Origin of the sequence: Alteromonas sp. M12, from assembly GCF_037478005.1 — a bacterium.
In the GTDB taxonomy this organism is placed as follows: domain Bacteria; phylum Pseudomonadota; class Gammaproteobacteria; order Enterobacterales; family Alteromonadaceae; genus Aliiglaciecola; species Aliiglaciecola lipolytica_A.
In genome coordinates this window covers 1709956-1734454 of the sequence record NZ_CP144164.1, presented here as the reverse complement: position 1 = coordinate 1734454, position 24499 = coordinate 1709956, and the positions used below count along the sequence as shown (strand labels likewise).

The following is a 24499-nucleotide window of genomic DNA, read 5'->3' as shown; positions in this document are numbered from 1 at the left end:
GAACAATGATTATGGTTTCTTTAAAACAATTAAAATACGCACTGGCAATTGATAAAACCCGCCATTTTAAAAAAGCGGCAGAAGCCTGCAACGTTTCACAGTCGGCATTAAGTACGGCTATTAATGAATTGGAAAAGCAACTCGGCTTGCAAGTTTTTGAACGCAACAATAAACAAGTATTAGTGACCGCCGATGGCGAGATCATACTTGCCAAAGCAAAACGTATTAAGCTAGAGATGGATGAGCTAATGCAATTAGCGCAAACCAACAAAATGCCTCTATCTCGTTCCATGACCTTGGGCGTAATCCCTACCATTGGGCCTTATATGTTACCCAAAGTACTTCCAGAGGTGCGCAAGCAATATCCCGACTTCAAGCTACAAATCGTAGAAGAGCAATCCCATGTACTTGTGGATTTAGTGCGTAATGGTGACATCGATGCTGCTGTGCTTGCTCTACCCTATCCCGTCGATGGCTTGATGACCTTTCCATTTTGGGAAGAAGACTTTTACTGGGTCAGTCACAAAGATGAAAGCCCGAGTCAAATGAATGAAATAACCAGTGAAGAAATGGAAATAGAGAAATTAATGTTGTTAAAAGATGGGCACTGTTTAAAGGATCACGCATTAGTGGCCTGCAGCCTGCAGAATAAAAAGCAGCAGTCGGATTTTGACTCGGCCAGCCTGCATACCATAGTTCAAATGGTCGCCGGAAAACTAGGTACAACCTTAGTGCCGCAAATGGCATTAGACCAGCTTATTCACAACCAATCAGAACTGCGCGCGATCCACTTAAACGAGCCAGGGCCCCATCGCACCATAGCGCTAATCATCAGACCAAACTATGTGAGAACTTCTGAGTTAAGTATTTTAAAGGACATTTTTCAACAGCAGCTTACACAGAAGTGTGATTCAAAATAATAGAATTAGTTTATTAATTTAATCAAATTTAAAGAATCCAATGAATAGGTCAAGATAACGACCTAGTCCAAACAAGGTGATAAATATGAAAACTTTAATAAATAACGTTAAATCAATCTTTACTACAAAAGCGGCCATCAACAGCACTAAAAATTGTAATTATTCAAATAATTACTACGGTGATCAAATTTGCGGCGCGAAATCGAACTCTGCGCAGTCAATAAATTAAACGACTATTCATTACGCCACAAGCACGCCACTATGGAAGCGGAATTCACTATCATCAGATAAAATTAATTCCGCTTCTTTTTGTTTAAACCACTCCACTCTTTGTTCAATGCCTTGTAGTGAAATTTTATCCGCTAAGCTCAGGTAATCCTGAAAGTGCCGAGCTTCGGAGCGCAATAAAGAGATATAAAAGGTCTCTAGTTCTGCGTCTAAAAATGGCGCTAACTTAGCAAAACGTTCACAACTTCTAGCCTCAATGAATGCGCCACAAATTAGGGTATCTGTTAGCTTGGCAGGTTCATGGGTACGGACACCTTTCATCATGCCACGGGCATACCGAGAAGCCGTTAAATTACTATATTCAATACCACGGCTTTGCATAATGTCCCACACCTGCTGAAAATGGTGCAGTTCTTCTTTGATCAACATAACCATTTTATTTATCAGCTCATCACCGTGGGCAAAGTTGGATTTGCTGATCAATTTTTTTGACAAGTTAACATGGTCTTTAAAGTTTCCATCTCCCACTTTGCGATAAACAAAGTCTTCGAATGGCTTTAACCAAGCCAACAACGCGTCTCCACTTTCTTTATCCACTGCATAACGACGCAACAACAGCATTGCAGTTTGCGCGGCTTTAAGCTCACAATTTGCATGATCCACTAATAAAATTGGCAGATTCTCGGCCTTGATGGCCTCGTCTATCCATGATTTAGGGGTTTCACATCTAAGGAAAGAATTAATTGGAGAAAGTAGTTCAGATATATTCAAGAAAGCGTTCCAGTGTTGGTTAAAAATTAAAGATGAATACTAGGCAGCATGCGCTCATGCAGAATTCGGGTAATCGTAATGCCATAATCGGTTATTTTAAAATAAATAACGTGTTTTCCTTCCCTACAAAATCGATACCCCACCCTAATATGGTCACATGAAATTGCCAGTTTAGAAGAGTTCGCAAGCTCATTAAAAGCTGAGAATAAACTATCAATATATTGATCGGCTTTAACGAGACCCCAATGCTCAAAAGAGTAAACCCAAATTGATTCCAAATCTTGCTCTGCTTTTGGAGAAAGCCAAAACTCAGGCATACTTGGCGGCCATTTTCGCTTTAAACTCGTTAGCGTTGAGAGGCTTGGCTTCTCCGCTTTGCTCCCCTTCTATAAGCGCTTTTCGTATCGCATCATTGTAGCTATTAAGCTCTTGGTCTTGACGCAGTAATGTCCGGATGTATTCGCTATCATTTGTAAAACGTCCAGACTGGATTTGGTTTTTAATCCACTCATCCTGTTGCTCTGTAACGGTAATAGTTTTGCGTATTGTTGACATGCCCCCTCCGGAAATATGAAATATTCATACTATTGATGAAATTATAGTTATTTTCTGCTCTTTATACCAACAGGATTGTTAAAAATGGTAGTAGTTTATTGGCGTTGTTGTTTTTTTGGCTCGAGGTTTAAACGGATCATTATTTTTGCAGCTGTATAAAATAGTATGAATAGGAACCATAACATTGGTAGAGTATTATCATTAGAAAGCTTCAATTCTCGTTTAGCTTTATAATAAGTGTACGGCTCAATAAACCATTGAATGTGGAATATTCAGTATTTTATAAATGGTTGCACACTTAATCTTTCAGCTCACAATTCCTATGCTCTACTAATTATATTGACAGGATTTCAGCCTTGATGGCTTCATTTTTCCAGCGTTGGGGGAGTGTCATATCTAAAAATTTATGATGGGGATCAACAACGCTAGAAAACGAATAAAACCACGACAAGTAAATTGGTATATATCACTCAGAGCAGCATTTTTACTGTAATTGCTCTGCCAAATAATCCACTAATAGCCTCACTTTTGGCGATAAATGGCGGTTTTGAGGATAAATAGCCCAAATTCCCTCATCTGGCTCTCGATAATGGTCCAATAAGGTGATCAATTCTCCACTTTGCAGGTGTTCTTGCACATAATAATCGGGTAATTGTACTATGCCCAAGCCTTTTAATGCCGCATCAACAAGTCCGAAGCCGCTGTTGTAGCGGATTTTACCAGTCACTCGAATGTTCTTTTCTTTGTCTGATTGTTTAAAACGCCAATAATCCAAGGTTCCTAAAAGACAATTGTGTTTACTCAATTCTGACAAGGAATGCGGTATGCCGTTTTTATCAAGGTAGGATGATGAAGCGCAAACATAGTTGGTCCGCGTTCCTAGTCTTTTCGCCATCATCGATGAATCACTTAATTTACCAATACGAATAGCTAAATCATATCCACCTTCAACCAAATCCAAGTTTTGATTGGTTAGAAATGCATTTACCTCAATGCCACTGTATTGCTCCATGAAACTATTCACCAGCGGTAATATTTGTTGTTCACCATAAGTAACCGGGGCAGTTAGCTTTACCTTACCTTGAGGTTTCGATTGCAAGTTTGTTATGGCGCGTTCGGCGGCCTCTAACCCATCAAGCACGCTGCGGCAATGTTGATAAAAAACTCGCCCTTCTTCCGTTAAGGACACTTTGCGTGTCGTACGATAAAACAATTTTATATTCAGTCGCTTTTCTAATGCGCTTATTTGTCGGCTTACTTGGGCAGTAGAAATAGCCATTTTTTTTGACGCTTGGGTAAAGCTCTCGCTTTCCGCAACGTAGACGAACTCGCTAATCCCTTCCCACTGCATAATTATTACCACCTCGTAAAAGTGAATTCACAAAACAGCATATTATCATCTTATTAGGAATAACTATAATAACCTCATAACCTACATACAGGGTGAACAACCACAAAGTGAGAATAACTATGTCAGATAAATTTATTAAGTCCAAAACCGCCGTTGCTTGGGGGCCAAATCAGCCACTATCCATCGAAGAGGTAGATGTCATGCTGCCACGCAAAGGTGAAGTACTCATCAGGGTTATTGCTTCTGGGGTCTGCCATACCGATGCATTTACCTTATCAGGCGATGATCCAGAAGGTATTTTCCCAGCGATTTTAGGTCACGAAGGTGGCGGTATTGTAGAACAAATCGGTGAAGGGGTAACTAGTGTAGAAGTGGGAGACCATGTTATCCCCCTTTACACACCAGAGTGTGGTGAATGTAAATTCTGTCTGTCCGGAAAAACAAATCTATGCCAAAAGATTCGTGAAACCCAAGGTAAAGGTTTGATGCCCGATGGCACCACTCGCTTTTACAAAGATGGCAATCCAATTTTCCATTACATGGGCTGCTCAACATTTTCTGAATACACGGTATTACCTGAAATATCCTTGGCAAAAGTCAACAAAAGCGCAGCACTGGACGAAGTTTGTTTACTCGGTTGTGGGGTGACAACGGGTATCGGGGCGGTCATGAACACCGCTAAAGTTGAAGAAGGGGCTACTGTTGCCATCTTTGGTTTAGGAGGTATTGGATTGTCTGCAGTTATTGGCGCGACTATGGCAAAAGCGGGTCGCATTATTGCCATTGATATTAACGAAAGTAAGTTTGAACTAGCGAAAAAACTGGGCGCAACAGATTGTATTAATCCAAAGAACTACGATAAACCTATTCAAGATGTCATTGTAGAACTAACCGATGGTGGTGTGGATTACTCATTTGAGTGCGTTGGTAACGTAAACCTAATGCGCTCTGCTTTAGAGTGTTGCCACAAAGGTTGGGGTGAATCGGTAGTCATTGGTGTGGCCGGTGCAGGACAAGAGATATCCACTCGCCCATTCCAACTTGTGACTGGACGTGTTTGGCGTGGTTCTGCGTTTGGTGGAGTTAAAGGTCGCTCTGAATTACCCGACTACGTTGAACGTTATCTAGCGGGTGAGTTTAAATTGAGTGACTTTATTACCCACACTATGCCTCTGGAAAACATTAATGACGCATTTGACTTGATGCATCAAGGCAAGAGTATTCGAACCGTCATTCTTTTCGATCAGTAAACTCCATTCTATTGCCCAAAATCACATTGATTTTGGGCCGTTCATATAGGTATTCCAATGACAATAGAAAATATAAGTGCCAATAAAAGCTTTGGTGGTTGGCACAAACAATATAGTCACCAATCGCAGGCATTAAATTGCACTATGCGATTTGCTATCTACTTACCGCCACAAGTATCAAGTGGACTAAAAGTGCCGGTATTATATTGGCTATCGGGCTTAACCTGTAGCGATGAAAATTTCATGCAAAAAGCTGGCGCTCAACGCATCGCCGCCGAATTAGGTATCGCTATTGTGGCACCAGACACTAGCCCTCGCGGTGAAGATGTGGCAGATGATGAAGGTTACGATTTAGGACAAGGTGCAGGCTTTTACATCAATGCGACACAAGCCCCATGGAACCGTCATTATCAGATGTACGATTACGTGGTTAAAGAATTACCGAACCTGATTGAAGCGACCTTTCCTGTATCAGATAAGCGTGCAATTAGTGGTCATTCTATGGGTGGCCATGGTGCACTTAGCATAGCCATGTTAAACCCAACACGTTATAGCTCAATGTCGGCATTTAGCCCTATTTGTAACCCTATCGCTGCACCTTGGGGGCAAAAAGCCTTTACTGCTTATTTGGGTAAAGATAAAAACACATGGAAAAATCATGATGCCAGTGAGTTGATGCGACAAGCTGTTTATAAGGTACCAGCAAAAGTTGATCAAGGCCGCGCTGATGATTTTTTAAATGAGCAATTAAAGCCCGAAATGTTAGAAGCATCCGCGAAGGTTAATGATTATCCGCTGGATTTGAGACTTCATGATGGTTATGACCATAGCTATTACTTTATCTCAAGTTTCATTGAAGAGCACCTGCGCTTTCATGCAACCTATTTAAATACATAGTCTTTGTTGTGTGATTAGCCCACACTGCTATCGATTGTTAGCAGTAAGTTGTGCCTTAAAAACGACTTAGCGCTTATTATAATTGTTGATAACAAGCCTGCTGTATTGTGTTATCGAAGACAATTAACTCTTTGGATAGCGACGAAAACGTGAGGGGAAATCTATCCCCCCTCTCCTACTGAACTATCAAATTGTCATATAGAATATAGTTTTACGGGTTGGTTAAGAGCAAAAATCTTTTCACACCTAAAGTGGATTGGGGGTTATTCCAACCACTCTAACTTCTGCAATGGATAACCTAAATACCACTTTGCGCGCTCTAAAATAATACTTGTTTTGAGTTTTTGTATGCCCAATTTGGGGTTGCCATTCACCGTATCGCATATCTCATTCAATTTTTGAGTATCAGAGCAGCAAGTAAAACAGATGTAATCGATGTCCCCGGTTATTCGTAGGCAATCCATAAATTCGGGTATCTCGTTAATGGCCTCTTCAAACCTTTGTCTGGCCTTAGGATTATTAGATTCTAAGGTGAATTCAATATAAGCCAATACGTTTTTAGCAATGCGATTTAAATCCAAATCAGTATAAAAGCCATTAAAGTATCCTGCTTCCTTAAGTGCTTTGGTGCGCTGAAAACAGGCGCTGTTCGACAACCCCACACGCTCACTGAGCTCTTGATTAGAAATATCCGCCTGCGTGTGAACAATCGTTATTATTTTTCTATTGATCTGATCTAGCTTGATGCTTTTCTTACTGCTCATTGGTAGCCCATATTAAGTTAAAAAAACGATTGTTTTGTGAAAACGGCCTTATGCTAAAGATTATCCGCTTGTGTGCTGTGTCTTCAACAGAAAATTTTCATCGTTAAGTAATATACTATGAATTCAAATAAATAAGAAAATTGCCAACCGAAGCATAATGGGAACCAACACCATGTCTAAGCGCACAACTACTGAGTTTGTAAAAAGTACCCCCGTCAATAATCAACGTCTAAGTAAAATTGCAGCCGCTATAATGTTGCCAAGCTCCTTGATGCTTTCAATGTCTTCCTCTGTTGTTACAGCGCAAGAACAAGAAATGCTTGAAACCGATATCGAAAAAATGGTTGTTACCGCCCGTGGGCGTGTTGAAAACATCCAAAATATCCCTGAGTCGATTACCTCATTTAATGCTGAACAAATTGAACGGGCTGGCATAAAAAACTTTCGTGATGTTGCCGATCTCACTCCAAACCTTAGCCAGCTAGACAACTTTCGTCCGGGTTTGGCTCGCATTCAAATTCGAGGATTGATTACTCCTCAGGTCGGTGATGCCCCGTTAGCTTTTGTCGTTGATGGTATTACAGCCTCAGATTTAGAGTTCATGAATCAACAATTGTTTGATATTGAACGAATCGAAGTACTGCGCGGCGCCCAAGGTGCGCTCTATGGACGAGGTGCGATTGGCGGTGCAGTAAACATTACTACTCGCAGACCAACCAACGATTTTGAGGCGAAAGTCACTACATCTATCGCCAGCGGTAACGATTTCCGCGTTTCTGGTGTTGCCTCAGGAGCCGTAGTCGAAGATCAAGTTTACTTTAGAGTCGGCGCTTATAGACGAGATTATGATGGACAACTAGACAATACTTTCTTGAACCAAAAAGTGGATTTTCATGAAGAGAATTCGGTTTTTGGTAAATTGAGTATCGATGTTTCCGACGACTCAACTTTAGATTTAAATGCTCGTTTGACGAACACAGAATCCGGTATTGGTTACTATCAAGCAGTTGATGCCAACACTGTGGAAGATTTCTCAATACAGGTTGAACACAATGTGCCCGGCTTAGATACCCGTGATTTAGCCGAGTTTAGCGCGCGCTTTTCACATGAATTTGAAGCTTCAACCCTTGAATTAGTTGCCGGTTATAGTGAATCGGATCAAAACGGATTTTCTGATGGCGACTATTCCAATAAAGAAAGTGATTTTGACGGCTTTTACTTTGCCGGCGCCCAAGAAAATATATTGAAAGTAGAATCCACTACCTTTGAAGCACGTCTAAAATCTAATGGTGACACCCGACTGCGTTGGGCTGTAGCCGCGTTTTCCCAAGAGCGCACCCGCAACAGCGAATTTAATAGCTATGACGATTTAGCCGGCAATCAACCACAAACCCGCGCAGATTTTGACGAGAGTCTAATCGTTTTTAGTATTTTAGATGATAACACCAGTAGCGCTTGGGCTTTATCTACCCAGTTAAATTACGATTTAACTGATAAGTTGGAATTAACAGCGGCAATGCGTTATGACACCGACGACAGAGAATCCTTTGATCCTCGCTACGTTGAAGATACCTTCGAGAAAAAAACCTTTTCTGAGCTGCAACCAAAATTCTCTGCAGCCTACCAAATGACCCCTGATACCCTTCTTTATGGTGGTTACTCACGGGGCTTTCGTAGTGGCGGTTTTAACGAACCCCATCCTGATATTAGCCGTACATTCGATAAAGAAATATCTGATAGTTTTGAAGTCGGCTTTAAAACGAGTGTACTAGACGGCAACGGTACCTTTAACTTTGCATTGTTTCGCATTGATCAACAAGATGCGCAAATTACCCGATTCAATGGTGAGACCTTTACCTTAGAAAACATCTCTGTTGACGATGTGACCACTCAAGGTATTGAGTTTGAGTTATCAGTTCAGGCCAGCGAAAATTTAACCTTTATGGCCAATGGCGGAATTATTGACTCTGACATAAAAACGTTTGTTGAACGCCCTGAATTAGTAGGCTCTTCACTGCCACACGTAGCTGATTACAACCTCAACTTGGTCACTGAGTATCAATATGAAATGTCGTCAGACATAGATTTATTTTTACGCGCCGAATTGAACCATAACGGTCCGAGAATATTTACTTTTGATATCCCCGATATTGAATCATCCAAACAAACCTTTATCAATTTAAGAGCGACCTTCGAAGCCGATGTGTGGTCGGTAATGGCTTATGCAGATAACCTAACCGATGAGCGTCAAATAGAAGATTTAGTCTTGTTAGACAATAGTGTTGTGTCCATGGGGCGTTTCCCCAACATAGGCTCTAGTTTTGGTGTTCAACTCGACTATAACTTCTAAATGATTCAATTTTCATGAGCCCTTATTTAAGGGCTCTTTGTTAGATAGTCTACACAACTATGAGTTTTCACTATGAAGCCGGAATTAAATGAATTTTCCGCGGTAAGGATTACGGATAGCCAACTTGTCCCCTGGCCTCGTGTTGCTGCCGTTGGTGCAATGGTCGCGTTCTCATTACCTACTTTTATTACAGGTCTAGAGGTCTATCAGGCCCTTGAACCAATACAAACACTGCTTGCATTGTTTATAGGCTCACTGATTATCTTCGCCATTGGTGGCGTAATGGGGGTCATTGGCGCTAAAACTCGTATGAGTTCTTATTTACTGGTGCGTATCGCGTTTGGAGACAAAGGCGCAAGCATAGTTAATATCGCTTTTGCCATATCACTACTGGGTTGGTTTGGGGTGAATATTAATTTGTTTGGCGATGCTGTGTCGCGCCTTGCCTTAGATGTCTTTGCGCTCAATATCGCACCTTTAACCCTCGCTATTATGGCCAGTTTTTGTATGACGTTGACTACGGTAATTGGGTTTAGAGCGATTAATTGGCTAGCTACAATAATGGTTCCTGTGTTGGCCGGTGTGACCTTCCTACTGGCGTATTCCGCGCTGAGTGAAAAATCATTTGAACAAATTTTAGCAACCGAAAAAGCAGCTACCTTGTCACTCGGTGATGGTATTTCAGCGGTAGTAGGCGCAATCATCATTGGCGCTATTATTTTACCGGATATCACCCGTTTTGTTAAACACTGGTCTAATGCGATTTATATCGCGTTTATCGCCTATGTTGTTGTGCAAATGGCGGTAATGGGTGCAGCGGGACTAGCCGGCGCATCTTCGGGACATGCAAACATATTGGATATTATGATTGATTTGGGCTTAGGCATTGGCGCATCCATTATCGTCATTGCAGGAAGTTGGGTGCTCAATTCTTTGAATTTGTACAGTGCTGTGCTTAGCACAACCGCGACCTTCCCTAGGTTAAACGCAACTTGGGTGACTATTGGCTTAGGCTTAGTTGGCGTTTTTGTTGCTTTGTTAAACCTGCTCGACAACTTTATTACCTTTATCTTTTACCTATCGATTATTTTTGTGCCTGTAGCTGGGATCATCATTATGGATTACTTGGTCATTCGCCCCCATGCATACAACATTGACTCTCTTAACAACAATCGAACGATAGCGCCCAAAGGATTTATTGCTTGGTTGATTAGCGCCGTTTTTGCTGTATTAAGTACCGAAAATGTAATTCCCTCACCTTCGGGAATAGCAGCCATTGATGCTATTTTTCTTGCTGGCATTGTATACACCACATTATCTTGGAATGAACGTCGTTCCAATCATCGAACACAAAGCTAGAGGCAAACACAATGAGAATTGGAATAGATGTAGGCGGCACTCATACTGATGCCGTAATTATGCAAGGTGACAATGTACTGGCATCCACTAAAGCCCTGACTTCAGCAGACGTGATTTCTGGAATTACCAATGCGCTGGATGTTATTTTAAACGACAGCGGTATTTCGCAGAATGAAATCGAAACCGTCATGATTGGCACAACCCAATTTACCAATGCCATTATTGAACGACGTGAACTAGCACAGGTAGCGGCCGTAAGAATTGGCTTACCCTCAGGTAACGGCATGCCCCCCATGTTGGACTGGCCTCAAGATCTAAAAGACGCCCTTGATAGCGAATATTATATGCTACATGGTGGCTATTTATATGATGGTTGGTCGTTGGCCGATATCGATCAACAAGAAATCAGCAACATGATTAACAGCATGCTCAAAAGCGGCGTTAAAAATATTGCCATAGCGTCTGCGTTTTCACCGATAAATTCGGCCCCAGAAGAACAAGTCGCCAACGAAATTCGTAAAGCGATACCCGATGCGAAAATAACCCTATCTCATAGTTTTGGTCGTTTGGGTTTAATGGAAAGAGAAAATGCGGCAATTTTAAATACCACGTTATTACCTTTCGCCGACAAAGTGGTTAGCTCATTTTTAGGAGCTCTGAAAAAACGCGACCTGCATTGTCCGGTATACATTAGCCAAAACGACGGCACCTTAATGAGCGCTGATTTCGTGCGTTCCTACCCTGCCCTAACATTTGCATCAGGGCCGACTAACTCGCTACGGGGCGCTTATAAATTAACCGGTTTAAAAGATGCCATTGTAGTTGATATTGGCGGTACCACTTCTGATATTGGTGTTTTACAGAATGGATTCCCCCGAGAATCAAACGTCATTATTAAAGTTGGCGGCGTGCGGACTAATTTTAGAATGCCCGATATTTTAGCGATTGGCTTAGGCGGCGGCAGCATAGTATCCGACGACGGCACTGCTATTGGCCCCCATTCAGTTGGTCACAAACTGGTTACCGAAGCGTTAGTTTTCGGGGGCAACACGCTCACTACCAGTGATATTTTAGTGGCTAGTGGTGGTGCAAATATTGGCGACAAAACAAAAGTAGCGCATATCTCACCGCAAACTATTCGTCAGGCCAAGAAGACCTTACATTCGATGCTTGATAACAATATCGACATGATGAAACCCGGTGGAAAATCTATGCCAGTGATACTGGTCGGTGGTGGCGCTATCTTGGTGACCGAGGGATTAGAAGCTGCGTCCGATATTCATCGACCTGAACATGCTGGTGTGGCTAATGCCATTGGAGCCGCAATTGCGCAAATTGGTGGTGAAGCAGAACAGATGGTGTCTTATCGCACCTTGCCACGTGAAGAGGCGATAAAACAAGTGACTAAAGATGCCATGCAACGTGCAATAGATGCAGGCGCGGCAGCAGATACGTTACGCACCGTTGATATCGAAGAAACCCCCGTACCTTATATGGATGAGTCTAGTACCTGTATTCGGGTTAAAGTAATAGGTGAATTAGCTGCCTTACCGACCAATACTTCTGAACGTATACAAGAGTCCACATTATGAAAATTGAACAAAAACATTTAGAAGATTTAGCCCTAGGTTCTGTTTTTTTAGCAACAGGAGGCGGCGGTGATCCCTATGTTCCCCGTTTAATCGCTGAGCAGGCAATTAAGCAATTTGGCGCGGTAGAGGTAATTCAGCCGAGCGAACTCGGCGACGATGCCTATGTGGTAGCGATAGGTGCTGTAGGCGCGCCTACGGTTAGCCTTGAGTTACTTCCTTCGGTTGAAGATGCAGCAAACACCTTAGCTGCTTTTGAAAAGCACGTTGGCAGAACCGTTGATGCGGTTGCTTCTTTTGAAATCGGTGGCGGCAATTCATTGATTCCGATTGTTGCCGCAGCTGGTAGAGGCTTAGCGGTTATCGACGGCGACGGTATGGGCCGAGCCTTACCAGAAGCGCAAATGATGAGTTATGCTATTGCTGGTGTGAAACCCACGCCATCAGTTGCTTATGACTACGCCGGCAATGTGGCGACATTCTCGACCAATAGCACCGAGGTGTATGAACGCCATATCCGCAGTCTAGCTATGGCTGCTGGCGGCATGATTACCGCAGCTGAACATCCAATGACCGGTCGTCAGTTAAAAGATTCAATTATTCCAGGGACCTTGTCTTTTTCCATTAAACTTGGTCAAACTCTGCGGGAAAATCGCGGTTTAGCCACCGAGATGCTTGCTCCTTTACAGGCACTGTTTAACGATTCAATCTACGGTGAATGTCGCTTAATTTTTACTGGAAAAGTGATTGATAAAGCCACTCGAATTGTTGGCGGCTACGATATTGGTGAAGCCACCATTGAATCTTTTGATAATAACGACTTACCGCTTACAGTTAGTATTAAGAATGAATACTTATTGGCTCGCAAAGGCGAAAAAGTGGTTGCGACCGTGCCTGATTTAATTGTCATTGTTGATTATGAAACCTCGACACCAATCAACGCAGAACGTTTACGCTACGGTCAACGAGTGGCGGTATTTGCAGTAGGCTGCCCCCAGTTCTATCGTTCTGAAAAGGCCCTTAAAGCGGTGTCGCCTCGCTGCTTCGGTTTTGATTTAGACTATGTTGCATTAGAAGATATTAAATAGCCGTAGGTAGCGTTTTTCAGCGCAGCCAATAGACAAAAAAGCCGTTAGTTGCTTAACAACTAACGGCTTAATCACCACCAGCAACCATCTAGTAGATGTTGCAATCTAAACCATATAATTTAGTTACCGTAGCCAGCAGGCATCAAAAATTCCCAAACAGAGCTTTCGCTGCCTCGTTCGCATGGTATTTCAATCACAACAGGACCTTCTTTGGAATCAATCACGGCTTGTTCAAGCAATGCTTTGAAGTGCTCTGGTGAATCGGACTTATAAGCCTTTGCACCGAAGCTTTCCACCAACTTCACAAAATCAGGGTTAGTTAACTCTGAGCCAACCACATTACCATCGAAGAAGTTGATCTGATCTCGTCTTACGTTGCCGTATGCATTGTTATTAAACAGTAGAATAATGAGTCCAATTTTAAACTGTACAGCCGTTGCTAATTCTTGCACCCCAAACATGAAACCACCATCACCGGCAATAGACATGACCACTTTATCTGGATTCGCTACCTTTACCCCCATTCCCGTTTGAATACCATGCCCAAGGTTGCCTTGATACCCACAAGTGACAAGGTGACGAGGCTCATATACTGGAAATCCTAACCAAGAGGTAAAACCAACCTGTGAAATCTCTTCAACAATATAACCATCTCTGGGCATAACCTCACGAATGATGTTTAGATAGGTCATTTGCGGTTGCACTTTTTGGATTTCTTGCCAACTCTGGGCTTTAACCTGTTCGAAGTGTGCTTCTTTCGATGCTCGTGGAGTGATATCTTTTTCAAGTACATTTAGCAATGCCTGGGTTGCAAGGGTCGCATCGGCAACAATCGAAACATCTCCCCGTAACCGAGTAAGTTGAGTAGGATCTATATCTATCCGTACTAATTTGCAGGTTGCTACCCCAGTTTGCCAACGAAACGCTGGTAATTCCATTCTCGATCCAATGCCAATCATCACATCAACTTCTGGATAGAGTTTATAGCCTGCCGCACAATTAAAACCATAAGGAGAATCATCACTAACGATGCCTCGCCCTCCGCGGAATGAGACCACAGGAGCTTGCAATAACTTTGCTAGTTGCAGAATTTCATCTTTTGCATCAACAGCACCACTACCTACCATAATCATAGGATTTTTTGCTTTACCTAACATTTCAGCCGCGGCTTTAATTTTACTTTCAAGGGGCTCATAAGCAGGGCTAGGTATAGCAGGAAAGTTCACATCGACAGTGGCTTTTTGTCCAAAAATATCCATAGGCACTTCAATTGCGACTGGACGTTGGCGTCCCGACGTCAGTTGTGTAAAAGCATTAGACATGGTTGCAGGTGCATCGACTGAATGATTGATGCGAGCCGCCCATTTGGTCAGTACTTTTAAGATCCCAAGTTGGTCATCAAGCTCATGTAGCATGCCGTGTCCAATGCCGACAAATTCGCTGGGAACTTCTCCGGTAATACACAACACAGGAGTGTTATGTGCAGTACATAACGCGGCGGTGGAATTGAGCACCCCTGGCCCAGGAACTACACAATAAACGCCTACACGACCAGTGGATTTGGCATAGCCATAAGCCATGTAACCAGCGCCCTGTTCGTGGCGAGTTACAACCAATTTAATTTTGTCTTGATAGCGGCTTAGGGCATCAAAAAAAGCATAGGTTTGCGCGCCAGGAATACCAAAAATTGTATCCACACCGTTTTTTATCAAATATTGGATAATCGCGTCTGAGCAAGTAATCTGTGTCATAGTCAAATAAATTCCGTTGATGTTTATGGTCTAATAATGAATCTTTAAGGGATAATTGAGATGGTTTTATATCCATCTTTCATATTTTTTTGCACTTATTTCCATCAGCTTTAGCCCTGCCCTGCACAGCAGGACAAGGGATGTTAAAACTGAGCTTTATGCCGATAAGCGATGGTAAAAATAGATAAGCGTAAAGGTAGTTAATATAACTACCCCGCACAGACTCCAAATTTTCATAAAGAGGCTGGGCTGTAGCGCTTTAGGTACTTGATCACTCCACATAGCGCGGTGGTTTAAGTAAGCCAAAATAGGGCTAATAACAAAGACAATCACAGAAGTGATATCGATAAATGTTGCGAAGGACTTCAGCATCGTTGCCAATATAAGGATCGCTGCGATACAAAGCAGAATCATCGCGATGTTATAATTGCGTTTTGAATCAAGCTTTAACTCTGGACGCCCAACCCCGCTATCAAGTATTCCAACTAACACCCGCGTCATACCATCGACAACCGCAAACAGCGTTGAAAACATCACGAAAATCGCGATAGTTGCAATTAGTGGAAAACTCCACGGACCTATTGTTTGCGTAAATAGCTCCATAAGTTGTCTAGAAAAACCTGAATTACTCACTTCAATTGCAACATCACTGTTGTGCATCAAGCCGGTACCTAACACCAAAAAGCAAAGCGCCAATAACACGCTCATCACATAACCCACATTAAAATCTAAACGGGCTTCTTTGGGGGTTGGTAATTTACCGGTATCTTCTGCTCGAGCACAGGTCCAAAGGGATTGTGTCACCGAACCATCCGTTGGTGATGGCATAAAGCCAATCAAAGCAACAACATAAAGTACAACTGAGGAATCAATCGCCGGAATGGCAAACTCTGAAGGAGACCAATCGATTTTTTGTGAAACCAGTACCACAGTGATAATAATCAACAGGGTAAAACAAGAAACAACATACTTGGTTAGCTTTTCCAATAAGCTGTAATGTCCGCTACATAAAAATAAAGCGATAACCGATAAAAGTACACTTACACCCAAAACCGGATTTACTGAAAAACTAAAAGCGGCTTGGAATAAACCTAGGGTGAAAAGCGCTATGGCCCCCACCACAAAAACCATGCTGAAGATTTCTGCAAACGCATAAATACCAAAAATCCACCAGCCAGCGGTTCGATAGCTAGTAATCAGATTTTTGCCCGTAGATGCCGCGAATTCACCACCAAAGCGCAGGGCTGGATATTTCACCAAACAGGCTAAAATAATGATAAATGTTAGACCTAAGCCATAATCAGCTCCAGCCCGAGTGGACTGAACTAAGTGAGAGACTCCCACTGCAGCAGCCGCGTATAAAATACCCGGCCCCAACACGCTAAAAAACGAGCTTGATTTACCTTTCATATTTACTTTCTCTTTTATTATTATTAAGTGAAGCTATTAAATATATTGAAACATTTGCTCGTTAAAGCTTTATACGATTATTAACCAATCAAATGGTACCTAAAATCAACTCTCCTACTGTTTACTAGTTGTCCATTTCAATTATGCTTTTGAGAGCATTTTTAAGTACACTAGTTTGTTCTGGATTTAACTTACTTAGCATATGGTCTTCATGTTCTGCTGCTACAGCCAACAATGACTTTTGCAGAGCCATGCCCTCATCGGTAAGAGCAAGCTTATCTTCCTCTATCGTCAGTGCACCTTTTTCAATTAGTGTATCTACTGATTCACTTAAATCATTCAATGGCTGCATTGCTAAAATAGACAGTGTTTTCAGGGTATGTACTGGAGCACTAGATAATATGGTCATAACTCGCCATTGCTCTGGTGTCACATCACAGCCATCAATTAGTTTTGGATATAAATCTTGACGGTATTTAGAAATAGCAGAATTTAGTAAATATAACAAATAGTTATCTAAAAATTCGTTACCTGTCTCTGCTTCATTCTTTTGAACATTGCCGCTGGGATGCTGGGAGGTGATTGCATAACTACCTCTAGAAAATGCTAAAGGTGTTAACGAATCATCATGATTGTATTGGATTACTTCACCAACGATGATCAGGTGATCGCCACCTTCGTAAACATTCCAGGTTTTACACTCAAACTGGGCACCACAACCGGCCAGCAGAGGTGCTCCACCTAAACCTTTGGAAAAAGATACATCTTTAAATTTATCTTCTCCTCTTCCGGCAAACCGATTCGAAGTTTCAACTTGATTTTCACTTAATACGTTAATCGCAAAATATTCGGCTTTTTCAAAAATTGTTTTACTAAACGCGCCTTTATCAATGCTCCACAATACTAATGCAGGGTCAATTGATACACTGTTAAAACTGCTTGCAGTGCAACCAATCGGAGCGCCGTTTTCATCAACCGTAGTTATCACTGTCACCCCTGTTGGGAATTGACCTAGCGCCGTTCGAAAATCTCTTTTATCAAACTTAGTATTACTCATATTTTTATCCTAGCATTTTGTTCTTATTAGGCTTTAACGGCCAGCTTTATGTGCAGGTAGAGTACCTATACCCCAGTGAGCTTTCGGATATTCACTAATTATCACACGAATATTTTCTTCAGGCGCACCGATAGAATCCATTACAGCTTCAGCAACCGCTTTGATTAATGCTTCTTTTTGCTCTACTGAGCGACCTTCCATCATATTTACATTTACAATTGGCATAGTTCTCTCCGTCCTCTATAACCTATTCCATTCTAAAACCTGTTTTCAATTGTGCCTTACTCAACACTTTTACCTGTTTTAGAAAACTAAAAGGTTTTAAATATCAATAACTAATCGCTCACACTTAGCACGAGAACAACATAAAGCAATCTGGTCGTTGTCTTCTTTCTCTTCGTCAGTTAAAAAGTGATCTCGATGATCTGGAATGCCCTCGATAACATCAGTAATGCATGTGCCGCAGACACCTTCTTCACAAGACATGGCGACTTTTACACCTACTTTTCGAAGGGCTTTGGCGATCGTTTCTTCGCTACCTACAGTGACGGTAATATCACTTTGTTCACAGTAGACTTCGAAGCTGTCACCGGATGTATCAACATCTGCACTGAAGTACTCAAAGTGAACATGCTCGCTTGGATAATTTTGTTCTTTTGCACTATTTATCACCCAATCCATAAAGCCCGTTGGCCCACAAACATAGATGTGCGTGCCTGGCTGGAAATCGCCAAAGGTATCTTTTGGAGAAAACAATTGAGATTTATCTTGGTCATCGTAATGAAAACAAACCCGATCACCAAAAGCCGATACTAGCTCATCTTCGAATGCACCAGCCCCTTTAGTGCGCGTGCAATAATGAAGTTCGAATTCTTTGTTTTCTTTCAACAGTTCGTACGCCATCGCAATCATTGGTGTAATACCAATTCCGCCACCGGCAAGAATGCTTTTCTTAGCATCTTTATTAAGTGGAAAATGATTACGCGGTGGGCTAATTTTTATATGTTGTTGCTCGCTAAATTCAGCATGAATTTTAGCCGAACCGCCTCTAGAATTAGGGTCATTTAACACGCCAATTCGATAAGACTCGCTCGATGCTGGATCATTACATAAAGAGTATTGACGTATCAGATCATCACCACAGTGAACATCAATATGAGCGCCAGCCGAAAACGCAGGTAGCGGCTGTCCATTGGCACTTGCCAAATCCATCACTGCAATACCCGCACCTTGTTCAGTGCGTGACGTTATTACAACGTCGATTAATTCATTATCCACAAGATTCTCCTCATCATGCTTAACGCATGTATATGCCGCCGTTAATATCCCAAGTCGCGCCAGTGACTGTATTCGCTTCATCGGCTGCCAACATCACAACCACTGAACCGATAAATTCAGGGTTACTCATGGCCTTAACGGGGATCATGTTATTAATAATATGTTCAAGTTTATCTGCGGGTACTTTGTCTCTAACAGATGGCACATCTACCGGACCTGGTGCAATTGCATTTACCGTCACACCTTTGTCAGCAAATTGTCTGGCAAAGATTTTGGTTAACGTTGTAATTCCAGCCTTTGATGCGGCGTAATGGGCACCGGATGCGGTGCCCCCCATTTGTCCAGCCAAAGAGGCTAAATTGATAATTCGGCCAAAACTTTGGTCTGCAAAATATTGCCCAAACACTTGGCTACCAATAAAGTTGCCACGTAAATTAATGTCTAGCACTTGGCTAAATTCTTCTGGACTGATCTCCATCAACGGCGTAGTTGGTGTCATCGCTGCATTATTAACTAACACATCGCAATGCCCAAAAGTGTCAAGGGTAAACGCTAAACCTTCACAAAAATCTTGTTTGCTCATGACATCAAGCTTAGTCGCAACTGCCACTTCGCCTGTGGGGTCGAGTACCTTAGCAGCTTGGGCCGCCAGCGACCCATTAACGTCACTGACCACCACCGAATAACCCGCTTTGATGAGAGACTCGCAAATCACATAGCCTAACCCTTGCGCAGCACCGGTGACCAAAGCCACTTTTTTATTGGAACTCATAATGTCCCCTTAAAACAAGTAACTGACAGTCGTCAGATGCTGGCTTGATTTCATGACTTTAACGATCTTTTCAGCAATTTTGAAACTGCCGCCGTCACGGACTAATTTGAATTGCAAATTAGCCGGATAGCAACGTACGCCGTTTTTGTTATTTTCATACAAACTATAGGCACAACGCACTCTCACAAAGCCATCAATATCGTCAAGTATGCGGAAGCGTGACATAGTACGTACGGTTTTTTCACCTAATTGCGTTGAAATAGCATCACCGCTAGTTAAACGTTCAATACGCAACTTACGCATTTCATCATCGTCGTATGCTACATTGAGGGTATTCGCGTAATCTGTAGCGTTATGATCTACCGGAACAATATACAAACCGGACTCAAGCCATAAATCTAACCACTGTTGGTATTCTTTGTTATCGAGCATGTCTGCTTCAATATTCAAGAAGGCAGTTACATCGGCTAATAATTGGGTATCTAATTTCATTTTATCGATCCTTATTTTCCGCTTTCCACAGACATCATCTTCTTATATTTCTGATACGCAGCACGCATGCCAGTTTCAGAACAAACAGCCCCTTTAACATTGCCATCAGCAGAGGTAGATAATTTGGACAAACCGCGATTAATCATGATCCAGCCATCTGTTCCAGCAATAGAACCAGCTTGAACACGTTCCCATGCTTCACCATCATCAGGTGTACCGAACCCCATTGGCCCTTGGAAATGCTCATGTAAACGCATGCGCTTCTGATTAAAGGCTTCAGGAGCACCTTTGCCACCTATGGCGATATGGTGAATTTCAGTTTCATTAGCACTAATTGGCACAAGATTACGGAAAAACGCCATTGAACAAGCAATATTCGGGAACAGATTCAAATTAAACCCGCTACCACCGACCGCTCTAACTAGACGACGTACTTCTTCGTCAGAATGACCTTCATCAGCTAAACTCTTAGCCAAGTCTGCGTAACGCTCGGGAATCGGCTCATCTAAATTTTCTTCTAGATCGACCAACTCAGGGATCATCACCATCACGCTATGACCATTTCCTAAATCTTCGACATAACCTTCACCGTCTAGGAAATCAAAAACTTCAGCAGCCTCTTCATCAACAGATGCTATAAATGACTTATGTACTATGGGGAAGTGATAGGCATCAGTGGTGTTTTCTAGTTGAATCTTCCAGTTTCCAGGGAATCTGAATCGATGATCACCAAGGGTTTTAAGTGGATAACCGCCGCCTTGTTTAACAAATAAGTCGATCCATTTTTTAGCGCCGCCTAAATGCTCATCTAGCGATTCTAAATCGTCTTTCAAGGTTGCAAAAACCATCCCGTTATAGGATTCGGTACGTACTTTAACTAAACCAAATTCAGCTTTATCAAGGATATTTTCGTATTCTTCAGGTTTAGGCAATGCACGTAGACTACCATCTAAACCGTATCCCCAACCATGATATGGACAGGTGAAAGCTTTGGTTTTACCGGTTTTACCTTCGCACACAGTTGCGCCACGGTGACGACAACGATTCAACATCACGTGAATATTGTTTTTACGATCACGTACTACGATAACCGGTTGGCGACCTATTGAAGCTGTCTTATATGAACCCGATTCTGGTACTTCACTTTCGTGAGCAACCCAAACCCAAGTGTTATTAAATATCTTGTCTAATTCTTCATCGAAAATTTCTGGGTTAGAGTACAAAGACTTATGCACTCTATCTTCCAGTACCAAATCAGCAGTACTGTTTAGGTTTTTTACTTTAATTTCTGTATTCATGAGAAGTCCTATTCTGGCACTGGCAATGCCGCGCTGTTATCCCATGGCTGAGCCATAGGACGGCTGAATTTATTTTCAGTAACAAAGTGAGAAATTTGACAAGCCTGTTCGGATAAAACGAAAGTTGCTTTAATTTGCGCGCAACTTAATTGTGAACGACCATCAATAAAATCTGAAGGCTGCACCAACAGCCAAGTCCCAGTAGCTTTGTCACCGTCAATCGTGATGGTTTCATTACCCAAAAAATGCACGTTCAGGTTAAAATGACCTGGTGAGGTAGCATATTTTGCAAACATGTTTTCGATTGCATCAATGCCCTCATAGCGCCCAAATGTTTTGGCATAGCGCTGGCCCTTACCTTCCCAAATGGCATCGTCTGTAAACAAAGCCATCAGATTTTTAAGTTCAAAACCAGGCGCTAAATCATCGCAAAGTCGCATGTATTGATTCATGCAGGCACTCACTCGTTTTTCGCTTTCTAAAACAGAGAGTCGTTGCTGCAATGCTTCTAATTGTTGTAATGAAATCATATTTTGTATTCCAAAAATTTAGCTTGGAACAACAAGTTCACGACCAATACGTGCTTCTACTTTGCAGTATTTCCACAAGCTGTAAGTGCCGTCACCCACAGGTGTTGAGCGGAAGAAATCACAACCAGCAATAACAGTTTCGAGGTCTGGAACATCTGCCATAATATAGGCAGTCCAAGGGGCGGAAGCGGAAGGACCGACTTGAATTCGATCATCATCCATAATACCAAGCACGTTGACGCCCGGCAGATCAGATATGCCCTTCATCATTGCACTAAAAGCTTGCCAAACATCACCCATGACCTCTTTTGTAGAGTCCATGAAATTTTGATTAACACCGATACAAAACAATACTCGATGGGAAGTTGATTCACTCATAACGTTTTCCTCCAATAGGGTTTAACATTTTTTAATAATTAATTTTTTAAATTCTGAATTTACAAATAACCAGGAAATGGTGGGTGTCCAAACATAATAGCCCCAGCATTTTGATAGGTAACCTCACCCATAAAGGCGTGTTGTGTTACTAAATGAGCATCTCTTAAACAACGAGATAACGGATGATCTAAATAAGCGCCCTGCATACCAGATAATTGATAAGCAATGCGTGTGGCTTCAGCACACTCTCTAGCCACATTAGTGGTTGCTAAGCGAATTAGACTGATTTGATCTTTGCTTGGTTCGTCCCCCTGCATAATCACATCCCACACTTCATCAGTTGCTTCATAAAAGAACGCGCGAGAAGAACGCACTTTGGCTTCCGCTTTAGCAATATCTATTTGTGCATAATGACGCTCCCCTAAATTAGGGGCGCCAGTAACTGATTTTCTATTTTTGGCCGAGTTAACAACCACATCAATGGCATCTCGAGCAATACCTAAAGCGGTTACCGATAACACCTGCGCGGCAAATGACAATGAAGGATATTTGAAAAACGGCGTGTCGACTGTGGGTGTGCCGCCACGTACAAAGGTCCATTCCTCAGGAACAAACACGTCTTCTACAATCAGATCAAAACTACCCGTTCCAATCATGCCGTGCACATTCCAGGTTTTTTCGATTTTGACTTTATCAGCCGGCATTACCGCCATTTTTGGTAATTTACTGCCATCATCAGGCATCACACCGACGCCGAGTAGAGATGCGCCCATACAACCGCTAGCAAATTGCCAACGGCCATTTACAATGTAACCACCTTTTACTTTTTTGGCTTTTTGTGGCGGGAAGATGCCACCAGCAAAAACTATATCAGCGGAATCCTTCCACACCTCTTTGAGTGTATCCATTGGTAAAGCCGCAAGATACGCAGGGTTCATTCCAAAGCTGGCAACCCAACCTGCAGAACCATCTGCTGTTGAGATAGTTTCAATTGCTTTTAAAAACTCGCTTGGGGTTTTACCACTGCCACCAAAACTTTCTGGTACGAAGGAGCGGTAAATTCCAATATCTTTGAATTGTTCAACAACATCATTTGAAATAAAACGTTGCTCTTCGAACTCAGCTCTACGTGAGCGAATATCACTTAGCAGTGCATTTACTTTTTCTTCTCCGCCCCACTGGGTCATATCCATTGAATTTTTATACATCGTTTTTCTCCACACATTCAGTGTTAATGTTATTCGAACAGCTTAATTTTTTAGCAATTTCGCATATGAGTTCATCATTTCCCTTGGCTCCTACAAGCTGCATACCTACAGGCTTTCCCAACTCATTTTTAAGTGGGATGGTAATGGCTGGATGCCCAGATAAATTGAATGGTCTAGTTAAAAAGCTGATATTAAGATCGTTTTTACCTTCTAACCCATCCACTCGTTTGAGAGGAAATGAGGGAAGTGTTGGCAGTACAAGGGCATCAACTCCTTTTAAAGCGTCATCCACTTGTTGACTGAAATGCGCTCTGACAACTTCAGCTTCTGAGGCGATATTGGGATTTATCTGACTTGCCGCTAGTAATCTCGATTCAATATCACTACCCAGTTTTCCGGTATTGAGTAAATGACCGAAGGTTTGCCACATCTCAAAATTCATTAATTTCAATGCGGCATCAAAGGCATCATTTAAACCCGCTAAAGTAGTCGTGCGTAATTCAATAAAACTCTGGTTTAAAGCCTTATCGACTAACTGGTTTATTAGGCTGTCAGCCGCAACATCCAACCGCGCCAATTTAATTGGTCTATCAATAGAAATTGGCGCAAAAGTTGGGTCTATGCACTGCATTCCTTTAATCAAATCTTCTGCTGAAAACGCCAAAGGACCAACACAATCTAAGGTTGACTCAGCAGGCACTACCCCCTTACGACTAACTCGACCAAAGGTAGGTTTAAAACCAAATACACCGCAACACGCGGCTGGCACTCTAATTGAACCACCGGTATCAGTGCCGATACTGAAATCCACTGTCATTTCAGCAACTGCAACGGCACATCCACTCGATGATCCGCCAGGGATATATTCTGGATACAGATAGTTAACCGGAGTCCCCAAATAAGAGTTAACACCCGTCATGCCATATGCCAACTCGTGCATATTTAGTTTTCCGACTAATTTCACACCAGATGCCAACATAGTCGCCACAACATCAGCATGTTTAGTGGCGCTAGTATTGTGACTAAATGCTTTACTGCCGGCCTCAGTCACAAAACCAGCTACATCGATATTATCTTTGATACCCGCAACCAATTGGGTATTTGTGCCAATTTCAAATTTTTTGGTAAATACACACATCGTAAATATTGCCTTGGTTTCGAATACTAATGTTTAAAGACTAATTTAAATTACATGATTATTCA

Annotated in this window: 24 protein-coding genes; 7 read left to right on the top strand and 17 right to left on the bottom strand. The window is 42.2% G+C overall.

From position 1 onward, the window contains the following. Nucleotides 1-11: 11 nt before the first annotated feature. Nucleotides 12-920, top strand: coding sequence for a hydrogen peroxide-inducible genes activator (locus tag VUI23_RS07500; protein ID WP_216050409.1), 909 nt, complete (start codon nucleotides 12-14; stop codon nucleotides 918-920). A 240-nt stretch (nucleotides 921-1160) separates the two neighbouring features. Here the strand turns inward: VUI23_RS07500 and miaE are convergent, their stop codons facing one another. The 4 genes from miaE to VUI23_RS07480 all read right to left on the bottom strand — a co-directional run bounded on the left by miaE (nucleotide 1161) and on the right by VUI23_RS07480 (nucleotide 3825). Continuing rightward, nucleotides 1161-1919, bottom strand: a complete 759-nt coding sequence (gene miaE, locus VUI23_RS07495) for a tRNA isopentenyl-2-thiomethyl-A-37 hydroxylase MiaE (protein ID WP_342807575.1) — start codon at nucleotides 1917-1919, stop codon at nucleotides 1161-1163. 26 nt (nucleotides 1920-1945) lie between these two features. Then, nucleotides 1946-2236, bottom strand: coding sequence for a type II toxin-antitoxin system RelE/ParE family toxin (locus tag VUI23_RS07490; protein WP_342807573.1), 291 nt, complete (start codon nucleotides 2234-2236; stop codon nucleotides 1946-1948). After that, nucleotides 2229-2474 (bottom strand): type II toxin-antitoxin system ParD family antitoxin, encoded by a 246-nt coding sequence (locus VUI23_RS07485; RefSeq protein WP_342807571.1) that lies wholly within the window; start codon nucleotides 2472-2474, stop codon nucleotides 2229-2231. The genes VUI23_RS07490 and VUI23_RS07485 overlap by 8 nt, the downstream gene beginning before the upstream one ends. A gap of 484 nt (nucleotides 2475-2958) precedes the next feature. Continuing rightward, the gene (locus tag VUI23_RS07480; protein ID WP_342807569.1) at nucleotides 2959-3825 is read right to left on the bottom strand and encodes a LysR substrate-binding domain-containing protein; all 867 of its coding nucleotides are present in this window, start codon (nucleotides 3823-3825) and stop codon (nucleotides 2959-2961) included. A gap of 119 nt (nucleotides 3826-3944) precedes the next feature. Between VUI23_RS07480 and VUI23_RS07475 the strand changes: the two genes are divergently transcribed. Beyond that, nucleotides 3945-5075 (top strand): S-(hydroxymethyl)glutathione dehydrogenase/class III alcohol dehydrogenase, encoded by a 1131-nt coding sequence (locus VUI23_RS07475; protein WP_342807567.1) that lies wholly within the window; start codon nucleotides 3945-3947, stop codon nucleotides 5073-5075. A gap of 57 nt (nucleotides 5076-5132) precedes the next feature. Then, the gene (fghA, locus tag VUI23_RS07470; RefSeq protein ID WP_342807565.1) at nucleotides 5133-5972 is read left to right on the top strand and encodes an S-formylglutathione hydrolase; all 840 of its coding nucleotides are present in this window, start codon (nucleotides 5133-5135) and stop codon (nucleotides 5970-5972) included. Between the two features lie 263 nt (nucleotides 5973-6235). Here the strand turns inward: fghA and VUI23_RS07465 are convergent, their stop codons facing one another. Then, nucleotides 6236-6736 carry an Lrp/AsnC family transcriptional regulator gene (locus VUI23_RS07465; protein ID WP_216050400.1) on the bottom strand — a complete coding sequence of 167 codons (501 nt, stop codon included), beginning with the start codon at nucleotides 6734-6736 and terminating at the stop codon, nucleotides 6236-6238. A gap of 172 nt (nucleotides 6737-6908) precedes the next feature. Here VUI23_RS07465 and VUI23_RS07460 point away from each other — a divergent pair, with 172 nt between their 5' ends. The 4 genes from VUI23_RS07460 to VUI23_RS07445 all read left to right on the top strand — a co-directional run bounded on the left by VUI23_RS07460 (nucleotide 6909) and on the right by VUI23_RS07445 (nucleotide 13122). Then, a complete protein-coding gene (locus VUI23_RS07460; protein WP_342807563.1) occupies nucleotides 6909-9086 on the top strand; it encodes a TonB-dependent receptor in 2178 nt (725 codons plus the stop codon). Between the two features lie 72 nt (nucleotides 9087-9158). Continuing rightward, nucleotides 9159-10445 carry a cytosine permease gene (locus VUI23_RS07455; RefSeq protein WP_342807561.1) on the top strand — a complete coding sequence of 429 codons (1287 nt, stop codon included), beginning with the start codon at nucleotides 9159-9161 and terminating at the stop codon, nucleotides 10443-10445. A gap of 11 nt (nucleotides 10446-10456) precedes the next feature. Further along, nucleotides 10457-12037 (top strand): hydantoinase/oxoprolinase family protein, encoded by a 1581-nt coding sequence (locus VUI23_RS07450; RefSeq protein ID WP_303500144.1) that lies wholly within the window; start codon nucleotides 10457-10459, stop codon nucleotides 12035-12037. Then, entirely contained in the window at nucleotides 12034-13122 is a 1089-nt protein-coding gene (locus tag VUI23_RS07445; protein WP_342807559.1) for a DUF917 domain-containing protein, read from the top strand. The genes VUI23_RS07450 and VUI23_RS07445 overlap by 4 nt, the downstream gene beginning before the upstream one ends. A 119-nt stretch (nucleotides 13123-13241) precedes the next feature. On the opposite strand, the gene VUI23_RS07440 is transcribed toward VUI23_RS07445, so the two are convergent. The 12 genes from VUI23_RS07440 to VUI23_RS07385 all read right to left on the bottom strand — a co-directional run bounded on the left by VUI23_RS07440 (nucleotide 13242) and on the right by VUI23_RS07385 (nucleotide 24434). Then, on the bottom strand, nucleotides 13242-14873 hold the full coding sequence (locus tag VUI23_RS07440) for a thiamine pyrophosphate-dependent enzyme (protein ID WP_216050395.1): 1632 nt from the start codon (nucleotides 14871-14873) through the stop codon (nucleotides 13242-13244). A 156-nt stretch (nucleotides 14874-15029) separates the two neighbouring features. Then, entirely contained in the window at nucleotides 15030-16283 is a 1254-nt protein-coding gene (locus VUI23_RS07435) for a hypothetical protein (RefSeq protein ID WP_216050394.1), read from the bottom strand. Nucleotides 16284-16407: 124 nt separating this feature from the next. Then, the gene (locus tag VUI23_RS07430) at nucleotides 16408-17340 is read right to left on the bottom strand and encodes a flavin reductase (protein WP_342807557.1); all 933 of its coding nucleotides are present in this window, start codon (nucleotides 17338-17340) and stop codon (nucleotides 16408-16410) included. 33 nt (nucleotides 17341-17373) lie between these two features. Then, complete coding sequence (locus VUI23_RS07425) at nucleotides 17374-17565, bottom strand: 2-hydroxymuconate tautomerase (protein WP_216050392.1); 192 nt, start codon at nucleotides 17563-17565, stop codon at nucleotides 17374-17376. 96 nt (nucleotides 17566-17661) lie between these two features. Continuing rightward, entirely contained in the window at nucleotides 17662-18618 is a 957-nt protein-coding gene (locus VUI23_RS07420; RefSeq protein ID WP_342807555.1) for a PDR/VanB family oxidoreductase, read from the bottom strand. A 19-nt stretch (nucleotides 18619-18637) separates the two neighbouring features. Next, on the bottom strand, nucleotides 18638-19390 hold the full coding sequence (locus VUI23_RS07415; protein ID WP_216050390.1) for an SDR family oxidoreductase: 753 nt from the start codon (nucleotides 19388-19390) through the stop codon (nucleotides 18638-18640). Between the two features lie 9 nt (nucleotides 19391-19399). After that, nucleotides 19400-19882 carry an aromatic-ring-hydroxylating dioxygenase subunit beta gene (locus VUI23_RS07410; RefSeq protein ID WP_216050389.1) on the bottom strand — a complete coding sequence of 161 codons (483 nt, stop codon included), beginning with the start codon at nucleotides 19880-19882 and terminating at the stop codon, nucleotides 19400-19402. Nucleotides 19883-19893: 11 nt separating this feature from the next. Beyond that, nucleotides 19894-21180 carry an aromatic ring-hydroxylating dioxygenase subunit alpha gene (locus tag VUI23_RS07405; RefSeq protein WP_216050388.1) on the bottom strand — a complete coding sequence of 429 codons (1287 nt, stop codon included), beginning with the start codon at nucleotides 21178-21180 and terminating at the stop codon, nucleotides 19894-19896. A gap of 8 nt (nucleotides 21181-21188) precedes the next feature. Next, nucleotides 21189-21710, bottom strand: coding sequence for a nuclear transport factor 2 family protein (locus VUI23_RS07400; protein ID WP_216050387.1), 522 nt, complete (start codon nucleotides 21708-21710; stop codon nucleotides 21189-21191). Nucleotides 21711-21728: 18 nt separating this feature from the next. Continuing rightward, on the bottom strand, nucleotides 21729-22088 hold the full coding sequence (locus VUI23_RS07395) for an IacB protein (protein ID WP_216050386.1): 360 nt from the start codon (nucleotides 22086-22088) through the stop codon (nucleotides 21729-21731). A gap of 59 nt (nucleotides 22089-22147) precedes the next feature. Continuing rightward, on the bottom strand, nucleotides 22148-23296 hold the full coding sequence (locus VUI23_RS07390) for an acyl-CoA dehydrogenase family protein (RefSeq protein ID WP_216050385.1): 1149 nt from the start codon (nucleotides 23294-23296) through the stop codon (nucleotides 22148-22150). Next, a complete protein-coding gene (locus VUI23_RS07385) occupies nucleotides 23289-24434 on the bottom strand; it encodes an amidase (protein ID WP_216050384.1) in 1146 nt (381 codons plus the stop codon). Before VUI23_RS07385 ends, VUI23_RS07390 begins: the two co-directional genes overlap by 8 nt. Between the last annotated feature and the right edge of the window lie 65 nt (nucleotides 24435-24499).

Excerpts from the sequence above, each read along its gene's own strand:
- VUI23_RS07500 (WP_216050409.1), top strand. The coding sequence starts at position 12 with ATGGTTTCTTTAAAACAATTAAAATACGCACTGGCAATTGATAAAACC.
- VUI23_RS07490 (WP_342807573.1), bottom strand. The coding sequence starts at position 2,236 with ATGCCTGAGTTTTGGCTTTCTCCAAAAGCAGAGCAAGATTTGGAATCA.
- VUI23_RS07485 (WP_342807571.1), bottom strand. The coding sequence starts at position 2,474 with ATGTCAACAATACGCAAAACTATTACCGTTACAGAGCAACAGGATGAG.
- VUI23_RS07480 (WP_342807569.1), bottom strand. The coding sequence starts at position 3,825 with ATGCAGTGGGAAGGGATTAGCGAGTTCGTCTACGTTGCGGAAAGCGAG.
- VUI23_RS07475 (WP_342807567.1), top strand. The coding sequence starts at position 3,945 with ATGTCAGATAAATTTATTAAGTCCAAAACCGCCGTTGCTTGGGGGCCA.
- fghA (WP_342807565.1), top strand. The coding sequence starts at position 5,133 with ATGACAATAGAAAATATAAGTGCCAATAAAAGCTTTGGTGGTTGGCAC.
- VUI23_RS07465 (WP_216050400.1), bottom strand. The coding sequence starts at position 6,736 with ATGAGCAGTAAGAAAAGCATCAAGCTAGATCAGATCAATAGAAAAATA.
- VUI23_RS07460 (WP_342807563.1), top strand. The coding sequence starts at position 6,909 with ATGTCTAAGCGCACAACTACTGAGTTTGTAAAAAGTACCCCCGTCAAT.
- VUI23_RS07455 (WP_342807561.1), top strand. The coding sequence starts at position 9,159 with ATGAAGCCGGAATTAAATGAATTTTCCGCGGTAAGGATTACGGATAGC.
- VUI23_RS07450 (WP_303500144.1), top strand. The coding sequence starts at position 10,457 with ATGAGAATTGGAATAGATGTAGGCGGCACTCATACTGATGCCGTAATT.
- VUI23_RS07445 (WP_342807559.1), top strand. The coding sequence starts at position 12,034 with ATGAAAATTGAACAAAAACATTTAGAAGATTTAGCCCTAGGTTCTGTT.
- VUI23_RS07440 (WP_216050395.1), bottom strand. The coding sequence starts at position 14,873 with ATGACACAGATTACTTGCTCAGACGCGATTATCCAATATTTGATAAAA.
- VUI23_RS07435 (WP_216050394.1), bottom strand. The coding sequence starts at position 16,283 with ATGAAAGGTAAATCAAGCTCGTTTTTTAGCGTGTTGGGGCCGGGTATT.
- VUI23_RS07430 (WP_342807557.1), bottom strand. The coding sequence starts at position 17,340 with ATGAGTAATACTAAGTTTGATAAAAGAGATTTTCGAACGGCGCTAGGT.
- VUI23_RS07425 (WP_216050392.1), bottom strand. The coding sequence starts at position 17,565 with ATGCCAATTGTAAATGTAAATATGATGGAAGGTCGCTCAGTAGAGCAA.
- VUI23_RS07415 (WP_216050390.1), bottom strand. The coding sequence starts at position 19,390 with ATGAGTTCCAATAAAAAAGTGGCTTTGGTCACCGGTGCTGCGCAAGGG.
- VUI23_RS07410 (WP_216050389.1), bottom strand. The coding sequence starts at position 19,882 with ATGAAATTAGATACCCAATTATTAGCCGATGTAACTGCCTTCTTGAAT.
- VUI23_RS07405 (WP_216050388.1), bottom strand. The coding sequence starts at position 21,180 with ATGAATACAGAAATTAAAGTAAAAAACCTAAACAGTACTGCTGATTTG.
- VUI23_RS07400 (WP_216050387.1), bottom strand. The coding sequence starts at position 21,710 with ATGATTTCATTACAACAATTAGAAGCATTGCAGCAACGACTCTCTGTT.
- VUI23_RS07395 (WP_216050386.1), bottom strand. The coding sequence starts at position 22,088 with ATGAGTGAATCAACTTCCCATCGAGTATTGTTTTGTATCGGTGTTAAT.
- VUI23_RS07390 (WP_216050385.1), bottom strand. The coding sequence starts at position 23,296 with ATGTATAAAAATTCAATGGATATGACCCAGTGGGGCGGAGAAGAAAAA.
- VUI23_RS07385 (WP_216050384.1), bottom strand. The coding sequence starts at position 24,434 with ATGTGTGTATTTACCAAAAAATTTGAAATTGGCACAAATACCCAATTG.